We start from the raw sequence: 16,482 nt of genomic DNA on the forward strand, positions 1-16,482 counted from the left end.
AACGGGACATTTTGTCCGCGAACGCGGGCCGGGCAGCGACGAGGCACGCGCGCATCGATCGCGGCGCGCGGCACCCGCGCCACTTGCGCCGCGGGTGTTCTCCACAGAATGTGTTGGCAAGCTTGTGGATATCCTGCGCATGCGCGGCGTAACTCATTGAACGCACGGCGCTTTGCGCCGCACGCGCACAAATGGGCAGGAGAAATTGAAAGCGCGGGGAAGCGCAGGAAAGCGCGGCGAAGCGCTCGCTCCGCCGCGTGTGGGCTCAGTGCTTCTCGAGCGTGCTGCGCAACTCGTTCGCCTTGTTGCGCAGCGCTTCGTAGCCGGAGCGCGCATGCTCGGGCAGGTCGGGATCGCCGATCAGCGCGCCGAGCGTTTCGATCAGGCTGAAGAGAATGCCTTTCGCCGCACCGACCGCGATGCTCTGCGATTCGATCGACTCGTGCACGTGGTTGACCGCCGCTTCGAGATGCTCGAGCTTCTGCTCGCCGTCGTCGGGCCGCTTGTCGGTCGTCATCGTGTGCCTCCGGGAAGGTTCGAGGGTCATGTCGGGATTCTATGCCGCCCGCGCGAACGTGGCACGACATCGCTCAACGTTCGCGCGGGCGGCGGGTTGCGTGTTTCCTGCCTGCATTGCGTTCAGTGCCAACAGCACCGCCTACAGCACCGCGACGACCTTCACGCGCCCCGGCTCCGCGGCCGCGACCACCTGCCCGTCGACCCGGCGGAACGTCAGCGACACGCTGTCGTCGCCGACCGCGAGCCCGTCGATCCGCAGCCAGTCGACGCCTTCGGGCAGCGCCGGGCGCTCGACGCGTACCTCGTGGCGCGCCGTGTCGACGCTCACGCCGAGGCACGCCTGCAGCATCATGAACGGCGCGCCCGCCGCCCACGCCTGCGGCAGGCACGCGACCGGATACGCGGTCGGCGGCTCGCCGCGCCGGCGCGGGAACCCGCAGAACAGTTCGGGCAGCCGCATCTCGAAGCTCACGGCCGCCTCGAACAGCGCGCCCAGCAGATTCAGCGCGGCGGCCTTGTCGCCGTAGCGCGCGAGCCCGCGCGCGGCGAGCGCATTGTCGTGCGGCCACACCGAGCCGTTGTGATACGCCATCGGGTTGAAGCGCGGCTGGCCGGCCGCGAGCGTGCGCACGCCCCAGCCGGTCTGGAACAGCGTCGAGCCGAGCACGTCCGCGACCGCCGCGCCGCGTGCCGCATCCGGCAGCCCGAACGCGAGCAGATGCCCCGCGTTCGACGCGAGCACGCGGCACAGCTCGCCGTGACCGTCGAGCGCGATCCCGTAGAAGCTGGCTTCCGGCATCCAGAACAGCGCCTCGACCTGCTCGCGCAGCAGCTTCGCGCGCAGCGAATAGCGCGTCGCATCCGCCGCATGGCCGCGCCGCCGCGAGCATTCCGCCATCGCGTCGAACGCCGCGCATGCATAGGCCTGCACTTCGACGAGCGCGACCGGCCCGTCGGGAAAACGGCCGTCCGCATGGAACACCGAATCGTGGCTGTCCTTCCAGCCCTGGTTCGCGAGGCCGCGCTCCGACGTGCGCTGGTAGTCGAGCAGTCCGTACGGATTGCGGTCGCACTTGTCGCTCACCCACTGGATCGCGCGCTCGAGCGCGGGCCACAGTTCGTCGATCAGCGCGTCGTCGCCCGTCTGTTCGAGGTACGCGCCCGCCAGCACGACGAACAGCGGCGTCGTGTCCACGCCGCCGTAGTACAGCGCGAACGGCACCTCGCCCGTCGCGGCCATCTCGCTCTTGCGGAACTCGTGCATGATCTTGCCCGGCTCCGCGTCGCGGAACGCGGACGTCTCCCGCGCCTGATGCGCGGCAAGAAAGCGCAGCACGCCGCGCGCGAGCGACGGCTGCAGCCACAGCATCTGCATCGACGTGATCACCGCGTCGCGGCCGAACGGGGTCGAGAACCACGGAATGCCCGCATACGGGTACGGCCCCGTGTCGAGGTGCGTCGTCAACAGGCCGAGATCCGCCAGCGAGCGGTCGAGCCATGCGTTGAACAGCGGGTTGCCGGTGCGCACGCGGGCCATCGTCTCGCGGCGCGCGCGCATCTCGCGGTGCACGGCGACGAGCGCGGTGCGCAGCGCGTTGCGACCGCACGCGGGCGAGTCGCCGTGCGACGGGCCGACCGTCGCCTCGACGGTCACGTAGATCGACACGCACGCCTGCGCGGCGATCGTCAGCGTGTAGTCGGCGCGGTTGACCGACAGCGCATCGGGCTCGGGCGAGAACTGCACGGACACCGTGCGTTCGACGCGATCGAGGCCGTCGTAGCGCAGCCGTACCGCGCCCGCGCCCGCGTCGAGGCTCGGCTCCGCGATCGCGCCGCGCGCTTCGCGGTGCGTGCCGCGCACCTCGAACATGTCCTTGAAATCCGCCGTAAACGACAGCGACAGCGGCACCTCGGCTTCGCTCGCGCCGTAGTTCGTCAGCGTCAGCGCTTCGTACAGCACGTTGTCCGCGAGCACGCGCGTGCGCTCGATATGGATCACGCCTTCGGGCGTCTCGTGGCCGCCGAGCGGCGGCAACGGCCGGTTGGTCAGGTGCGCGGTAAACGACGCGTTGTCGGCGCTCGTCGCGCCCGACAGCAGCGACGGCGCGCGGCCGCCGAAGGTCAGCCGCCATTGCGACAGCACGCGCATGTCGTCGACGAAGAAACCGTCGTCGTGTCCGCCGATGTCGCCAAGCGCATTGCTGACGACGAACGCGCCACCGGCCTTCAGCACGTACTGGCTGCCGCGTTCGGGCTTCTGGGAATCGGCTTCGGGGGCGATGAACGGCGCGCCGGGCGCGGCCGTCGCGGACTGCGGCGGGGATGGCGGCGCAGCTTGCGGCGCGCGCGGAGAAGACTCGTCTGCTGGCTTGTGCATCGATGCTCCTGGGTCGGACGCGACGCGCGGCGCACGTCGCGTTTTTCGCACAGGATAGGACAGAACCGGGCGCGCGCGCAGCGGCGCGATGCCGCCGGCAGGCGCGGCCGTCGTGCCGCGCCTGCGCATCAGGAAAACAGCCGCTCCAGATAGAGCATCGGCCGGAACGACATCGGCCGCGCATCCGGATTCAACCAGAGGCGGATCGCGTAGACGGCGTACGCCGGCACTTCCCGCCAGCTCGAATACAGGTCGCGCCACTCGAACCGGCGCGGATACGCGGCACGGATTTGCGCGCGATCGACACCGACCCGTTCGAACGCGAGCTGCGCACGCGCCAGATGGTAGAACTGGCTGACGAGCAGCACGCTCGATGCGCGGTGAGCCCGCATGTACACGAACGCGTGCTGCGCGGTCGCGAGCGTGTTGTCGCCCTGGTTGTCGACGGCGATCCGGTCGGCCGGCACGCCCCGCGCGAGCAGGTAATCGCGCATCGCCGCGGCCTCGTCCAGCCCGGGGCCGTCGATCGCGCCGCTGACGAAGATCGCCGGGCATCGTCCCGACCGGTAGCACTGCACGCCGACGTCGAGGCGCGACGCGAGGATGGGCTTCGGCGTCCCGTCAGGATCCAGCGCATTGCCGAAGATCACGGCGACGTCCGCCCGCCCGTCAGGGATGCGCATCCCGTGCACGGCCAGCACGACGGCAGCCAGCACCCAGACGAGCGCCACGACGGCCAGCACGCGGCCGGCCCGGGCCACGACGCCCCGCTCGATATTTCTTTTCAATTGTCCTTGGCCTCCCGGATCCGTTGCCGCGCGGCGGCTTCGGTCCGCGCGCGGCGCGTCACGCTATCACGGCGCATGGAAGGATGTCGACTCGGCGGGATCAGAATCGCCGGATCAGGCGACGCGCGGTTCGCGCGAATGGCGGGCCGGCGGACGGTCGGACGGTCGGGTCGGACAGACGGACAGACGGACAGACGGACAGACGGGCGGACGGTCGGACGGTCAGGCGGATGGGCGGATGGGCGTTACAGGTCGCCGCCCAACGCGACAGGCGATGCATCAGGACACACCCTGCGCGACCGCCGTGGGCCGCTCACCAGATCAATCGGGCCCGCACATCGCGAGCCGCCCCATCGCTTCGCCGGCCCCGCGCACCGCGCAGGTCGCCGGCTCGTCGGCGATCCGCACCGCGAGCCCGGTTTCGTCGAGCAGCAGGCGCCCTAAATGCGCGAGCAGCGCGCCGCCGCCCGTCAGCACCGCGCCGCGGTGCGCGATGTCGGTCACGAGCTCGGCCGGCGCGTTCTCGAGCACCGACTTGACCGCGCCCGTCACCTGCTTGAGCGGACCGGCCAGCGCGTCCGCGACGTCGTGATTGGACAGCTCCACCGTGCGCGGCAGCCCGTCCTCGACGCCGCGGCCGACCGCGCGCATCGTCTCGCGCGCCACCGCGCCGGTCGCCGAGCCGATCGTCTTCTTCACGTGCTCGGCGGTCTGGTCGCCGAGCAGCACGCCGTACACGTTGCGCACGTAGTTGACGATCGCCGCGTCGAACTGGTCGCCGCCGACGCGGATCGCTTCACGGTAGACGATCCCGCCGAGCGCGATCACGGCGACTTCCGTCGTGCCGCCGCCGATGTCGATGACGAGCGAGCCGACCGCTTCGGTCACGGGCAGGCCCGCGCCGAGCCCGGCCGCCAGCGACTCCTCGATCAGCTCGACCTTCGACGCGCCGGCCGCATGAGCCGCGTCGCGGATCGCGCGGCGCTCGACCGCGGTCGCCCCCGACGGCACGCACAGCGTGACCTCGACGCGCCGGCCGAACCACGCGCGCGTGTGCGACATGTCGATGAACTGGCGGATCATCTGCTCCGCCGCGTGCGCATCGGCGATCACGCCGTGCTGCAGCGGCCGCACCGCCTTGAGATGCCCGGGCGCGCGGCCGAGCAGCGCCTTCGCGACCTCGCCGACCGCCTCGAGCGTCGGACGCGCAGCCGCGCCGTCGCGCTTGCGAAAGCAGACGACCGACGGCTGGTTCAGCACCACGCCGCGCTCGGGCGTGTAGATGCGCGTGCTCGCCGTGCCAGGGTCGATCGCCACGGGTCGCGCAAACAACTTTCCTAACAGCGGGGTCGACATGATCTGGCCTTTACGAACGAACGGGCGGAACGCCGCCGGCGCCGCCCAGCGCAATCCGGTCCGGCTGCGCATGGTGGGTGCCGGCGTATCCCGGCATAGCGGCAAATGATGCCGATACTTTAGGGAATTCTTATGTTTTTTTCGCGACGAAATTGCCGAAAACGCCGCGATTCTGCCTGAAGACACGCTCCCGCGTCTCGCGCCGCCTGCGCAAAACACGTTAATCTCTCGGTTTTGCCTGCGCCGCGCAGATAGCCGACGCCCGAAACCCCCAAGCAATCCACGACACGATGAGCACGATGACAGCGCCCGATTCTCTCCGCTGGCAGCGGTTGCGCCGCCTGTGTCCGATGCTCGTCGCCGTCTGGTGCTGCTCTGCCGCCGCGCAACCCTTGCCGGCCGCCGATGCGTCCACGCCGGCTGCCGCACCCGCCGCGCCCCCGCTTGCTTCGCACGCCTGCACACCCGACGGCGGCCAGCCCGGCCGGCCGGCGATCGGCCTCGTGCTGTCCGGCGGCGGCGCGCGCGGCTACGCGCACCTCGGCGTGCTGAAGGTGCTCGAGGAAAACCGCATCCCGGTCGACTGCATCGCCGGCACCAGCATGGGCGCCGTGGTCGGCGGCCTGTACGCGAGCGGGATGCCCGCCGCCGACATGCAGAAGCGCCTGTCGGAGACCAACCTCGCGGACATCGCGTTCGACGTGACCGAGCGCGCGGACCTCCCGCAGAGCCGCCGCGAGGACGAGCGCCTGTACGTGAACAGCCTGACGCTCGGCTTCGGCGCAAAGGGCGTGAAGGCGCCGGCGGGCCTCGTGCAGGGCAACCGGCTGCAGGCGCTGCTCGCCGACTGGACTGCCTCCGTGCCGACCAACCAGCCGTTCGACCGGCTGCCGATCCCGTACCGCGCGATCGCGACCGACCTGCAGACCGGGCAGATGGTCGTGCTCGACCACGGCTCGCTGCCGCTCGCGATCCGCGCGAGCATGGCGATGCCGGGCCTGTTCGCGCCCGCCGAGATCAACGGCCGTGCGCTGGTGGACGGCGGCCTCGTCAGCAACCTGCCGGTCGACACGGCGCGTGCGATGGGCGCGAACGTCGTGATCGCGGTCGATATCGGCTCGCCGCTGCGCCCGCTCGACGCGCTCGCGTCGCCGGCCGACGTGATGCAGCAGATGGTCGGCATCCTGATTCGCCAGAACGTCGCGTCGCAGCGCAAGCAGGCCAACCCGCAGGACGTGCTGCTCACGCCCGAGCTCGGCGCGCTGTCGTTTACCGATTTCCAGAACGCGAAGCAGGCGATCGCCGCCGGCGAGGCCGCCGCGAACGCGGCGCTGCCGCGGCTGAAGCAGTACGCGCTCACGCCGGAGCAGTACGCGGCGTACCGGTCCGCGCACACGCAACCGCTGCCACCGCCGATCCGGATCACCGGCATCGACGTCCACACGAACGGCGGCGTGCCGAAGCGGGTCGTCGTCGACGCGCTGCACGTGAAGCCCGGCGATCTCTACGATCCGAACGCGGTAAGCCAGGACCTGCTCGCGCTGACGACGAGCGGCAATTTCGAGAGCGTCACGCAGCAGGTCGTCAGCGAAGGCAACGAGAACCGGCTCGTGATCGATGCGCGCGAGAAGTATTGGGGACCGAACTTCCTGCTGTTCGGGCTCGGCATGTCGAGCAGCTCGACCGATGAAGGCGGCTTCCGGCTGCACCTCGGCTATCGCCGGCCGTGGCTCACCGATTCCGGCCTCGAATTCCGTACCGACACGACGCTCGGCAGCGACCTGCAATCGGTGCGCGTCGAGTTGCGCCAGCCGCTGTCGTCGAGCACGGGCCTGTACGTCGCGCCCTACGCCGAATACGAGCGGCGCTACGCGAACTTCTATGACGACGACATCAAGCTGACCCAGTTCCGGCTGCAGACCGAGCGCGTCGGCTTCGACTTCGGCGTGCCGATCCGGCGGCTCGGCGATTTCCGCATCGGTCTCGCATACGCGCACGGCTATGCGTCGCCGAACTACAACATCCCGATCGCGTTCGGGCCGAATGGCCAACCGACCGACTTCCTGTTCGACAGCCAGAGCGGCCGGCAGCTCAGCGCGCGGGCGCGGCTCGTGATCGACCAGCTCGACGATCCGCTGTTCCCGCGCAAGGGCTATTTCGGCGAGCTGCGCGCCGAGCGCTCGTTCGTGTCGAGCGGCGGCAGGCAGTACACGGAAGTCTTCGGCAAGACGATGGTCGCGCAGCAGTTCGGGCGGCACAGCGTCAGCGCGGGCATCGAGGCGGGCAAGAGCTTCGGCGGCGTGAGTCCGGTCAACCTGCTCGACTTCACGCTCGGCGGCTTCCAGCACCTGGCCGCCTATGCGGCCGACCAGCTGAACGGCAACGCGCTCGTCTACGGCCAGGTCACCTACATGAACCAGCTGATGACGTTCAACGCGTCGCCGGTCAAGGCGCTGTTCGTCGGCGCGAGCGCGGAACTCGGCAACGTCTGGACGTTCGACGATTCGTTCAGCTCAGGGCCGCTGAAGCAGAGCTATTCGTTCTTCACGAGCCTGACGACGTCGTTCGGGCCGCTCTACGTCGGTGTCGCGCTCGCGCCGGGCGGGCGGCGCAACATCTACTTCCAGCTCGGCCGCACGTATTGAACGGCGCCCGGAGCGGCCGCCGCATCGCGGCGAGCCGCCTTTTACGGGCCAGCTGATTTCGAAGCGCGCGCCGGATCAGCTTTTGCATCAAATAAGATTACGCTCAACTCGAAACGAACTCATGTGCTGCGCAGTATCTAGCCAGTGTTCTTGTGCATATTGGCGCTTGTGAGAAGAACGTTGATCGAAGCGGCCGCCAGCGCCCTGAGAAACCTGAAGGATTTAAGCATCCTTATCGTGAATAAAATGATTCACCCGGTCCATCAAGTCGGAACAAGGGTTGTTCCTGAATATGCGTGTCGCCATATTCACGGGATCACCGAAGAAAAATCGCTCATAGAGGACCTGTCGACCGGCAAACGCGGAAACCGAGGCATCCCACGCCAGCCGGTACAGATCGATCTTATCCGCGGCCTCCAGCCTCATGCTTTTGAAGTACTTATCGATTTCGCTGCGTAGTGGCCCATCCAGATCCTCGCGCGTCGGCAATGTCACCAAACCGCTGGCGCCAATCTGCTGGACGATCTCCACGATCCGGGGATACATGCGGGGAAACATGAACCTGGCAGTCTCCAGCGGATTCCAGTCTGGAACCAGCATGCCGAAATCGTTGAGTCTTGCCCCGGCCTCGGCTGCCGACTTGAACGCCTTCATCGTCTGCCATCCGGCCCAGATGTCGGCCATCTTTTCATGAATATGCGGGAACGACTCCAGCCCTGATCCGCGGATCATCAGCGAAATGAGGCCCAGAAAGAATTCGATCTTGACGATATTTTTGCAGACAACCTGATAGGTGATGTGAGCTGTTGCCCCTGTCGCGTCATAGAATCGATTGCAGATGTCAATGTTTCGATAGCAAAACACTCTTTCCCACGGAACGAACACGTTATCGAATAGCACAACAGCATCCATTTCCTCGTATCGTGCACCAAGCGGATGATTCCTGCGGCCCAATCCGTAATCAATGGAATCGCGGCAGATGAACCTCAAACCCGGGGTACAGGTCGGCAAGACGAATGCAAATGCGTACTCTTTCGAAGCATCCGAGACGTCCAGCAGCCGTGCCGGGAAGACCGCTAATTCATCGGCAAAAGGAAGCGTTGCAACCAGTCGAGCGCCCGTGATATAGATACCGGCATCCGTTTCCCTGGTGACATGGGCCGACACCGTCGGTTCATCTTGAAACGCTGGTCCGACACGCCGATTGACCCGCGGATTCAATATAGTGTGAGTAAGGGCAAGGTCGTTGTCGCGAACGAACCTGAAGTACGCCTTGACGTTGTGCGAAAAAGTCCTGCCTCCGATATCGAAAAAATCGGCACATCCCGCAAACGAAGCAATTGACCTGTTGAGGTAGGCGGGATCGCGGCCGAGCATACCCTGACTGAACTCCGCGCCAGTGAGAAGCGCCTTCCCCAAAGCAAGCAAATCGCTCCTGTCTTTCGTGATGGAAAACGACCGACTCACCTTCCTGCCATCAACCGTCTCCAGCATCAGTTCGCTGCGATCCCATTGATGGTCATAAAGCGCCGCCAGGGTCTCTACGCCGTTCTTGAGTGGCGCAAAGTCCCGAACAGTTTGAACACGCTTTCCTCGATACCAAAATTCAGGTGGGCAACTCTCAAGGCGCTTAAGAAAATCTGCTCCTTTTCTTGCACCTCGGTACTCACCATCAAAAGCGGCAATCTTGGACACGGCTTCGGTAACGTCTTGGTGTTCATCTGTCATCGTTACGTCTCCTCGGCACGATCGATATCTTCGATGCACAGCGACGCGATCTGCCATCGGCTGTCGACAAACAGCCACTGCTCGAAAAAATTACATTGGTTGACGATCTCTCCGTTCCTCTTGAACCGCGCCGAACCTGACACAGTGGCCCAACTTATGTGTTCTTGCATCTCGGTGACAGTTTCCCTGAACTCTACCTCCCCCGCTCTCTTGCTCGGAAATTTCTTTCGACTTCGCTCGATGTACGCTATTTGATCAGATTTTGATATTAATTCACCATTCCTATTTACAAAGAATGAAGGGATCTCCAGATACGCCAACCAATCCACCTCCCCATTCAGATAAGCGTTAACCCACACCTCCCTTATCTGTTTCAGAGAATATCTTTTATTCATACCGAAACAAAATATCAAGTTGCTCCGAAATTTCGGACAGTTTGCGGTCCGCCACGCGCTTCGCGTCAAGCACTCCTTCGTTGTAAGCCTGAGTGCTCACCAAGCCGTATAGCTTCTCGGCAAATGGCATAACCTCCATGTTACCAACCACAATTTCGAGTTCGCGATCCAGCAGATCACGTACTTGCGATGAAAATTTTATCAAATCGAAGTTGCCGTTATGCATAACGCATCTCTAGTATTCTGGAAAATTGAACCTTGATTCTTTTTCGCGGCGTTGTTCACGTAGCCTTGCGAGAAATTTCTCCATATCCAGCCCCTGTATCGCCTCAACGAGCCGCTCCTTCAACTCAAAGGCCTCGACCTCAGCCATCGAATAATTGATCTTGTCGCGGAAAAACCGATCTTTGGCAAGCTCCTCGGAGATCAGCTTAAGAGCGTCTAGCTTCCTGATGAAGTCCAGGCCAATCGTGACATGCATGGAGATCTCGCTCATCGCTTCAACAGCGTGCCAATAGCCGAATGGCAAGTACAGGCCATTTCCTGGGGACAACACGTGTTCTTTCAGCGGCTTGCCTTTGGGAGATGGCAGGTGGAAGCTCTTATCCCCACGATTTGGTGAGCGGTATGTAGGAGCGTATATTATCCAGCGCTTGCTACCATGAATCTGCAACGCGACGATATCGTGATCATCAAAGTGGCAGCCAAATCCACCTGGACCCTTGGGGGAAATGTATAGATTGGCCCATGCCCGGCAGCCAAGCGTGGCACTGATTTCACTGGTCAGCGCCGTGATCCCCGGGAAGAAGGCTTCGCAATGGTCTATGATGATCGCACAGCCATCACGCATTGCCTTATGCAATGCCCCGGGAACTATTCGGGGCCTCCTTTCTCCTCTCTCGGAGAGCGAATAGCGCAGGAATCCGTTATAGTTTCGACTGTAGTCATTATCTGCGGCGGCAATTCGGATTCTGGGGTAATCGATCAGGCCGCTGGACAAAAGCGAATTGACTTCACCCCAGGTGGCAATCTCATCGACTCGGATGGAATCGAAAATATAGGGGCCCAAATGCAAGCCTCCGGACAGGAAATCGGGCGAACTCAGCATGCTACCTCCGGTTTGCAATGTGGATCTTTCCGCCAGACATCTCCATTACGTGCTGGTTAACTATGGAGGCGCTACCAAAAAGTACCTCCGGACGCTGATGCGTTATCACGAAAATGCAGGTACCACTCGCGAGAGCAGCTATCATGACCGCGAGGTCACTAGCTCTCTCTTCATCCAGTCCTGAAAATGGTTCGTCCAGAATCAAGATATCGCATTCCTGTAGCAGCCCCCGAGCGATCACCAATCGCTGGCGCTCTCCACCAGAAAGTCTCCCCCCCTTTTCTCCAACGACATATTCCAAGTTGTCGATGAACTTCTGCAATCCGACCTTTGAGAGCGTGTCGACAATTTCCCTGTGCGTAGCGTTACGTTTCCCATACCGAAGATTCTGGATGATCGACTCATTGAAGATAGTATTGTCCTGGGAAACATAAGCAATTTTCTCCTGTAGCAGATCAGAGTTCATACTGATCACATCGGTGCCGTTGACAAGTAATTGTCTCGCTGACGGCCGGATCTCCCCGCGCATCGCACGCGCGACGGTACTCTTGCCAATGCCACTGGGACCGCGCAGTGTGTTCACGACTCCCGGACTGATCCTGACTACCCCATCTATTGGCGGCATGCCATTTGCAGCAACACTCGTAGCCCTGAAGTCCTGAAAGGAAAATTTATAGCGCCCTGCACTAAACATCGAAGACGACACATCTGCGCTGATGCCATCCTTGATCTTCAGCCCCTCCGAGATCCGCAAGATATCGATCTTTGCACTGAGGATGTTGCGATAGTTGAAGCCGAGTGTATTGATCTGAATGATCAGTTGTGCCAGTCCGGTCGCCAACATGATGATGGTGCCAGTCGAGCTCGTTCTCTGACCGTAATACTCCATGAGAGTCAGAAAGCAGGCTGCCAGACAGATGACAGAAGAAGCAGCGCTATCGACAAACAGCTTCCGAGAGTTAATATTCTTTTTGTTTTCTAGTCTACCAAGCAACATCTCGTGGTGATTTACTCTCCTATTTCTAACATCGGGAGAAATAGATCCTGAGTTGATAAAACTATCATGCATGAAAGCTGCACATTCGGCATCCGATTGAACGATATCCCGCATAACTGGAACTCTTTTCTTCGTGACATAGATGACGAATACTGAATAGAAGGTAGCAAAAGATAGCAAAACCAACCCTGCTCCCCAATCTACAAAAATAACCGCAAACAGAGCGATGGAGACAATCTCAAGTGTAATGGAAAGCAGCGATCTTAGTGTATTGTTTAGAAGGGTCCGCACTGAAACGACGGCCTCCTGTATTTTTTTTTGAAACTCCCCGGAATTCTTCAGCCCAGCACTGCCATAGTCCAGTCCGACAACGTACTCATACCAGCTTTTGCGAATGTCGCTCTCAATCCGGTTCGCGAGCCGATTCGAAATCAGCGTGCCGCCAGCTCCCACAATCGGAAGCAGAAATCTTTGCAATGAGAACAATGCAATAAAGAGGAATAACACATCTCGCTTTTCGTGCTGCAAGCCGTCTGCCAGCCATTTCAGCATTGCACCGAACGATGTGTTCAGCATTGCACTCATGCACGCGAGGACAACTACGCTCAAAAAATAGCACCTGTAACGGGCCAGCAACCGCCCGATATAGTGGGACACCCCTGCTCCTTGATCCATTTATTGACTCCATGACGGGCCTCTCTCCGAATTCAGTCGTGCACCTGCGTGAACCGGGGTGTCAGGCTTTACTACTGGCGATGTCTTAGGCGTAAATATTACCGGAGGAGTTGCAGGTGCAGTACATGCCGCAGTTCCTACCACAGTACATCGACGGTGATATCTGCTGAATGATGCCCTGGACCAGTTCGTTGCCCGTTATTTCCGTTGCAATTTTTGGATCGATTGGTGCCCCCAGTTTTTCGAGACCTCCATGATAGGGGGGTCTTTGCAACATGTTTACCTTTTCAGGTGAGTACTTATTGCCGTATTCCACATACCATTTCTTCAGAGTTTCACTTCCAAACGTCAAACTGACGACTTGAAGCTGTTTCTCAAGTCGATCGAGCTTGTGATCGTTCAGCGTGATTCCATTTCTGGAAAGTATCTGAATCTTCTGGGTAAGGTGTGCAGAACAGAAAGGTATGTGATGGAGCATCTTCCCAAAAAATCGATTGCAGAACTTTTCGTAATCGTTGGTAAACAGAATGAAATGGTGCCACATCTTGTCGATCATCAAGATGGGTTCGTCGATCTCGAACTCCACGCACTGCTTCTGTGCGTACTCCGACACGAACAGAAATTTCTTCATCTCCGAGAATATGTCGAGCGCTTCCGCCTCTTCTACATCCCATTCGTCTCTGAACTTGCCAATGACGCCTTCATGCTCGTATCGCTCCAAATCTGCTGGATACACAAATCCGACAACATCAGTTTGGCGATCCAAGACTTCACTCATAAAGCCTCCTGTTCACTGATTCTTCTGAAGGAAAATGTGGCGTTGCTTATTTCGTAGCGTGTAGTGACCTCCCGTCAGCGATTGAAATTTCGTTCAGCGCCTCCTCAGAAACCGCATGGCGATTGCAAACACTCACAATATGGCGAGCGGCCGTTTCCCATACAGAGCGGAAAACAGCAGAGCAACGGAGGTAGCAACCAGCGGTCTTCGGTATTACGTCTGTTGACACACCGTTAGAATCTTTGTCGAGATGCTGCTATTTCTCGCATTAGGTGTCTATGGGACGAGTTCGAATTTTCGGGACGTCATTTCGCAAAGCCGGGGTAACCGCACGAACTGTGTAAATCGTTAAAAAGCGCTTCCGTTTGCTTGAAAGGATTGACGTGACGGGTTGTAGTCATGGTTTTGCCCGGTGGGAAGCCCGTGCGACAGCCCGTTTTGAAGCAGGACGTGTTGAGTATCAAAGAAGTATTCGGCGGTTTGACGGATCCGCGTAGCCGACCTTCCCGGCACGATTTGCGGGAATTTCCGATGATCGCGCTGTACACGATTTTGTCTGTGGCAGATAGCTGGGGCGCCATCTAGATCTGGGACGAATCGAAGCTCGACTGACTGCGCCAATACCTGTCGCCAGAGCATAGGATTCCGTCGCACGACACGTCTGCCGGATGTTCGCGGCGCTCGATCCGCCGGAATTCGAAGCCTGTTTGGTTTTCTGGAATCGGGCGCACAACTCAAGGACGCTGCGTGTCCCCGTGGACTCGCAGCGTCTGAGGAGATGACAGAAAAAGCGGAATTGCGAAGCCGTCCGGTAAGCGACCAGAAGCAGGACATCGGCGAGAATACGACGAGGCAGCACGCGAGCATCCGATCCCGTCGTGCCTGAAACTCGGCGTGTCGATAGCTCGCACGACTGTCGGGTATGGCTTGGACCCGGGCTTACCGCATAGCCGGATCCCGCGTCGCCAACGATCACATATGCCGACGAGGGTGATCAATTGGGACATAGCCTTTCAGCTTCACCGTCGTGAACAGCGAGCGATACTTGCATCTCATCCAATCCGCGCATCGAGGTCAACGCCAAAGATCTCGCGGTCGTTATTCATAATGCACGGATTGCTACGCCCGTTTACACGACACCCGATTTCAACAGCCTGCTACACCGGCCAGCTGACCTCGAAGCGCGCGCCGCCGAGTTCGACCGGATCGACGGCCGCGATCCGGCCTTTGTGCGCGTGCAGCACCTGGCGCGTGATCGCGAGGCCGAGCCCGTAGCCGCCGGTGCGGCGATCGAGCCGCACGAACGCATCGAAGATCCGCTCGCGCTCGGGCTCGGGCACGCCAAGGCCGTCGTCCTCGACGTAGATGCAGATGTTGCCGTGCCCGATCGCGATGCCGACCGCGATCTGCGAGCGCGCGTACTTGGTCGCGTTGCGCAGCAGGTTGCGCATCGCGTACGACATCAGCCGCCGGTCCATCTTCACGCGCACGTCGGACGCGATCGCGATCCGCGTGTCGATCGATTTCTCCGGATACAGCAGCGCGGCATCGTTGACCTGATGCTCGAACCACGCGGCGAGCGCGGTCGGCTCGAGGTTCGACTGCAGCGAGCTGTATTCGAGCCGCGCGTACGTGAGGCTCATGTCGATCAGCTCGTCGAGCTCGGTCACGTCCTGCGCGATGCTGTCGAGCGCGCCTTCGTATTCGGCCGCGGAACCGGGCTCGCGCAGGATCTCGAGCGCGAAGCGCACGCGCGCGAGCGGCGTGCGCAGTTCGTGCGAGATGCCGTTCGTGAGGTCGCGCTGCGCGGCGATCAGGCGCTCCATGCGCATCGCGAGCGCGTTCAGCGTGCGCGCGAGCGGCCCGATGATCACGCTGTGCGATTCGCGCGCACGCGTATTGAAGCGTCCGCCGGTGAAATCGATCGCGCGCTCGCGCACCATCACGAGATCCGACCACACGGGCCGCATCCAGCGATACGCGGCGAGCGCCGGGAGGACCAGCACGAATGCGAGAACGATCCAGATGTCGCCCGGCAACGCATCGAACGCATGCCACACGACCTGCGGCGACAGCACGACGCCGAGCGCGAGCGCCGGCACGAGCGCCGTCAGCAGCACGAGGCCGAGCAGGTGCAGGTAGGTGCGCAAGTAGAGCCGCGACCAGCTCGGGATCCGGTCGGCGCGTGTGTCCGTCCACGAGCGGCGGAAGTGCAGCCAGCGCCACTTGACGTAGCGCAGCGGCGACAGTGAGGGGGAGTCGAGGTGTTGGGTCATTGCGGGTATCCGCTATCGGGCAGGCTGGGTGCGCACTTCCGGTCCCGGCCGGTCAGCCGCGCGCGCAACGCGTGAGCCGTGAGCCGTGCGTCGTTGCTCCGGTCGAATCATTCCCAAGCATGCTTGCTGAACTGATAACCCTTGCTGCGGATCGTCTTGATCCGCTGCGGGTTGCTCGCGTCGTCGCGCAGCTTGCGGCGCAGCTTCGAGATGCGGCCGTCGATCGTGCGGTCGAGTCCGTCGAATTCGACGCCGCGCAGTTGCAGCATCAGGTCGTCGCGGCTGACCACTTCGCCCGCGTGGCAGACGAGCACCCACAGCAGGTCGAACTCGGCCGACGTCAGGTCCGGCACGGCGCCGTCCGGCAGCACGACGGTGCGGTCGGTGCGGTCGATCGTGAACTTGCCGAACGTGAAGCGCTCGGGCTGCGCGGCCGCGGTGTCGGCGGCGCGCGCCGGCGTGCGGCGCAACTGCGCCTTGATCCGCGCGAGCAGGATGCGCGGCTCGACCGGCTTGTGCACGTAATCGTCGGCGCCGATCTCGAGGCCGAGCAGCTCGTCGAACGGCTCGTCGCGCGCCGTCACCATGATGATCACGCCGTCGTACTCCCTGCGCGCCTCGCGGCAGATCTCGAAGCCGTCCTTGCCCGGCAGGTTCACGTCGAGAATGACGAGATCCGGGCGGATGGACAGGATCGCCGGCACGGCGGCATCACCGTGCAGCACGGTGTCGACTTCGTAGTCGTTCTTGCGCAGGTAGCCGGCGATCAGCGTGGATAAGCGGGTGTCGTCTTCGACAAGCAGGATCCGGAAGGACATGGGCAAACGTTCGATTCATACG

12 protein-coding genes are annotated in these 16,482 nt (G+C 61.9%); 1 reads left to right on the plus strand and 11 read right to left on the minus strand.

Annotated features, from left to right (window positions below):
- Positions 1-265: 265 nt before the first annotated feature.
- From ACV229_RS27510 to mreB, 4 genes are all read right to left on the minus strand, one after another.
- Positions 266-517 carry a hypothetical protein gene (locus ACV229_RS27510; protein WP_448074834.1) on the minus strand — a complete coding sequence of 84 codons (252 nt, stop codon included), beginning with the start codon at positions 515-517 and terminating at the stop codon, positions 266-268.
- Between the two features lie 141 nt (positions 518-658).
- Positions 659-2,896, minus strand: coding sequence for an amylo-alpha-1,6-glucosidase (locus ACV229_RS27515; protein WP_448086265.1), 2,238 nt, complete (start codon positions 2,894-2,896; stop codon positions 659-661).
- A gap of 128 nt (positions 2,897-3,024) precedes the next feature.
- Entirely contained in the window at positions 3,025-3,639 is a 615-nt protein-coding gene (locus ACV229_RS27520; RefSeq protein ID WP_448086325.1) for a YdcF family protein, read from the minus strand.
- Between the two features lie 366 nt (positions 3,640-4,005).
- Positions 4,006-5,040: a rod shape-determining protein MreB gene (mreB, locus tag ACV229_RS27525; protein WP_448086266.1), complete on the minus strand. Its 1,035-nt coding sequence runs from the start codon at positions 5,038-5,040 to the stop codon at positions 4,006-4,008.
- A gap of 299 nt (positions 5,041-5,339) precedes the next feature.
- On the opposite strand from mreB, the gene ACV229_RS27530 reads away from it, so the two are divergent.
- Positions 5,340-7,685: a patatin-like phospholipase family protein gene (locus tag ACV229_RS27530; protein WP_448086267.1), complete on the plus strand. Its 2,346-nt coding sequence runs from the start codon at positions 5,340-5,342 to the stop codon at positions 7,683-7,685.
- Positions 7,686-7,907: 222 nt separating this feature from the next.
- On the opposite strand, the gene hpaB is transcribed toward ACV229_RS27530, so the two are convergent.
- The 7 genes from hpaB to ACV229_RS27565 form a co-directional block, all read right to left on the minus strand.
- The gene (gene hpaB / locus ACV229_RS27535) at positions 7,908-9,413 is read right to left on the minus strand and encodes a 4-hydroxyphenylacetate 3-monooxygenase, oxygenase component (protein ID WP_448086268.1); all 1,506 of its coding nucleotides are present in this window, start codon (positions 9,411-9,413) and stop codon (positions 7,908-7,910) included.
- Between the two features lie 387 nt (positions 9,414-9,800).
- Positions 9,801-10,034, minus strand: coding sequence for a DUF2164 family protein (locus ACV229_RS27540; RefSeq protein ID WP_448086269.1), 234 nt, complete (start codon positions 10,032-10,034; stop codon positions 9,801-9,803).
- 9 nt (positions 10,035-10,043) lie between these two features.
- The gene (locus tag ACV229_RS27545; RefSeq protein ID WP_448086270.1) at positions 10,044-10,916 is read right to left on the minus strand and encodes a JmjC domain-containing protein; all 873 of its coding nucleotides are present in this window, start codon (positions 10,914-10,916) and stop codon (positions 10,044-10,046) included.
- Between the two features lies 1 nt (position 10,917).
- Positions 10,918-12,588, minus strand: coding sequence for an ATP-binding cassette domain-containing protein (locus ACV229_RS27550; RefSeq protein WP_448086271.1), 1,671 nt, complete (start codon positions 12,586-12,588; stop codon positions 10,918-10,920).
- Positions 12,589-12,673: 85 nt separating this feature from the next.
- A complete protein-coding gene (locus tag ACV229_RS27555; protein ID WP_448086272.1) occupies positions 12,674-13,366 on the minus strand; it encodes a hypothetical protein in 693 nt (230 codons plus the stop codon).
- Between the two features lie 1,157 nt (positions 13,367-14,523).
- Complete coding sequence (locus tag ACV229_RS27560) at positions 14,524-15,642, minus strand: ATP-binding protein (protein WP_448086273.1); 1,119 nt, start codon at positions 15,640-15,642, stop codon at positions 14,524-14,526.
- A gap of 107 nt (positions 15,643-15,749) precedes the next feature.
- On the minus strand, positions 15,750-16,460 hold the full coding sequence (locus ACV229_RS27565) for a response regulator (RefSeq protein ID WP_448086274.1): 711 nt from the start codon (positions 16,458-16,460) through the stop codon (positions 15,750-15,752).
- Between the last annotated feature and the right edge of the window lie 22 nt (positions 16,461-16,482).

This window comes from Burkholderia sp. MR1-5-21 (assembly GCF_053427715.1).

What these genes read in the sequence shown, in the direction of transcription:
- ACV229_RS27510 (WP_448074834.1), bottom strand. Translation starts at nt 517, where the DNA reads ATGACGACCGACAAGCGGCCCGACGACGGCGAGCAGAAGCTCGAGCAT.
- ACV229_RS27515 (WP_448086265.1), bottom strand. Translation starts at nt 2,896, where the DNA reads ATGCACAAGCCAGCAGACGAGTCTTCTCCGCGCGCGCCGCAAGCTGCG.
- mreB (WP_448086266.1), bottom strand. Translation starts at nt 5,040, where the DNA reads ATGTCGACCCCGCTGTTAGGAAAGTTGTTTGCGCGACCCGTGGCGATC.
- ACV229_RS27530 (WP_448086267.1), top strand. Translation starts at nt 5,340, where the DNA reads ATGACAGCGCCCGATTCTCTCCGCTGGCAGCGGTTGCGCCGCCTGTGT.
- hpaB (WP_448086268.1), bottom strand. Translation starts at nt 9,413, where the DNA reads ATGACAGATGAACACCAAGACGTTACCGAAGCCGTGTCCAAGATTGCC.
- ACV229_RS27540 (WP_448086269.1), bottom strand. Translation starts at nt 10,034, where the DNA reads ATGCATAACGGCAACTTCGATTTGATAAAATTTTCATCGCAAGTACGT.
- ACV229_RS27545 (WP_448086270.1), bottom strand. Translation starts at nt 10,916, where the DNA reads ATGCTGAGTTCGCCCGATTTCCTGTCCGGAGGCTTGCATTTGGGCCCC.
- ACV229_RS27550 (WP_448086271.1), bottom strand. Translation starts at nt 12,588, where the DNA reads ATGGATCAAGGAGCAGGGGTGTCCCACTATATCGGGCGGTTGCTGGCC.
- ACV229_RS27555 (WP_448086272.1), bottom strand. Translation starts at nt 13,366, where the DNA reads ATGAGTGAAGTCTTGGATCGCCAAACTGATGTTGTCGGATTTGTGTAT.
- ACV229_RS27560 (WP_448086273.1), bottom strand. Translation starts at nt 15,642, where the DNA reads ATGACCCAACACCTCGACTCCCCCTCACTGTCGCCGCTGCGCTACGTC.
- ACV229_RS27565 (WP_448086274.1), bottom strand. Translation starts at nt 16,460, where the DNA reads ATGTCCTTCCGGATCCTGCTTGTCGAAGACGACACCCGCTTATCCACG.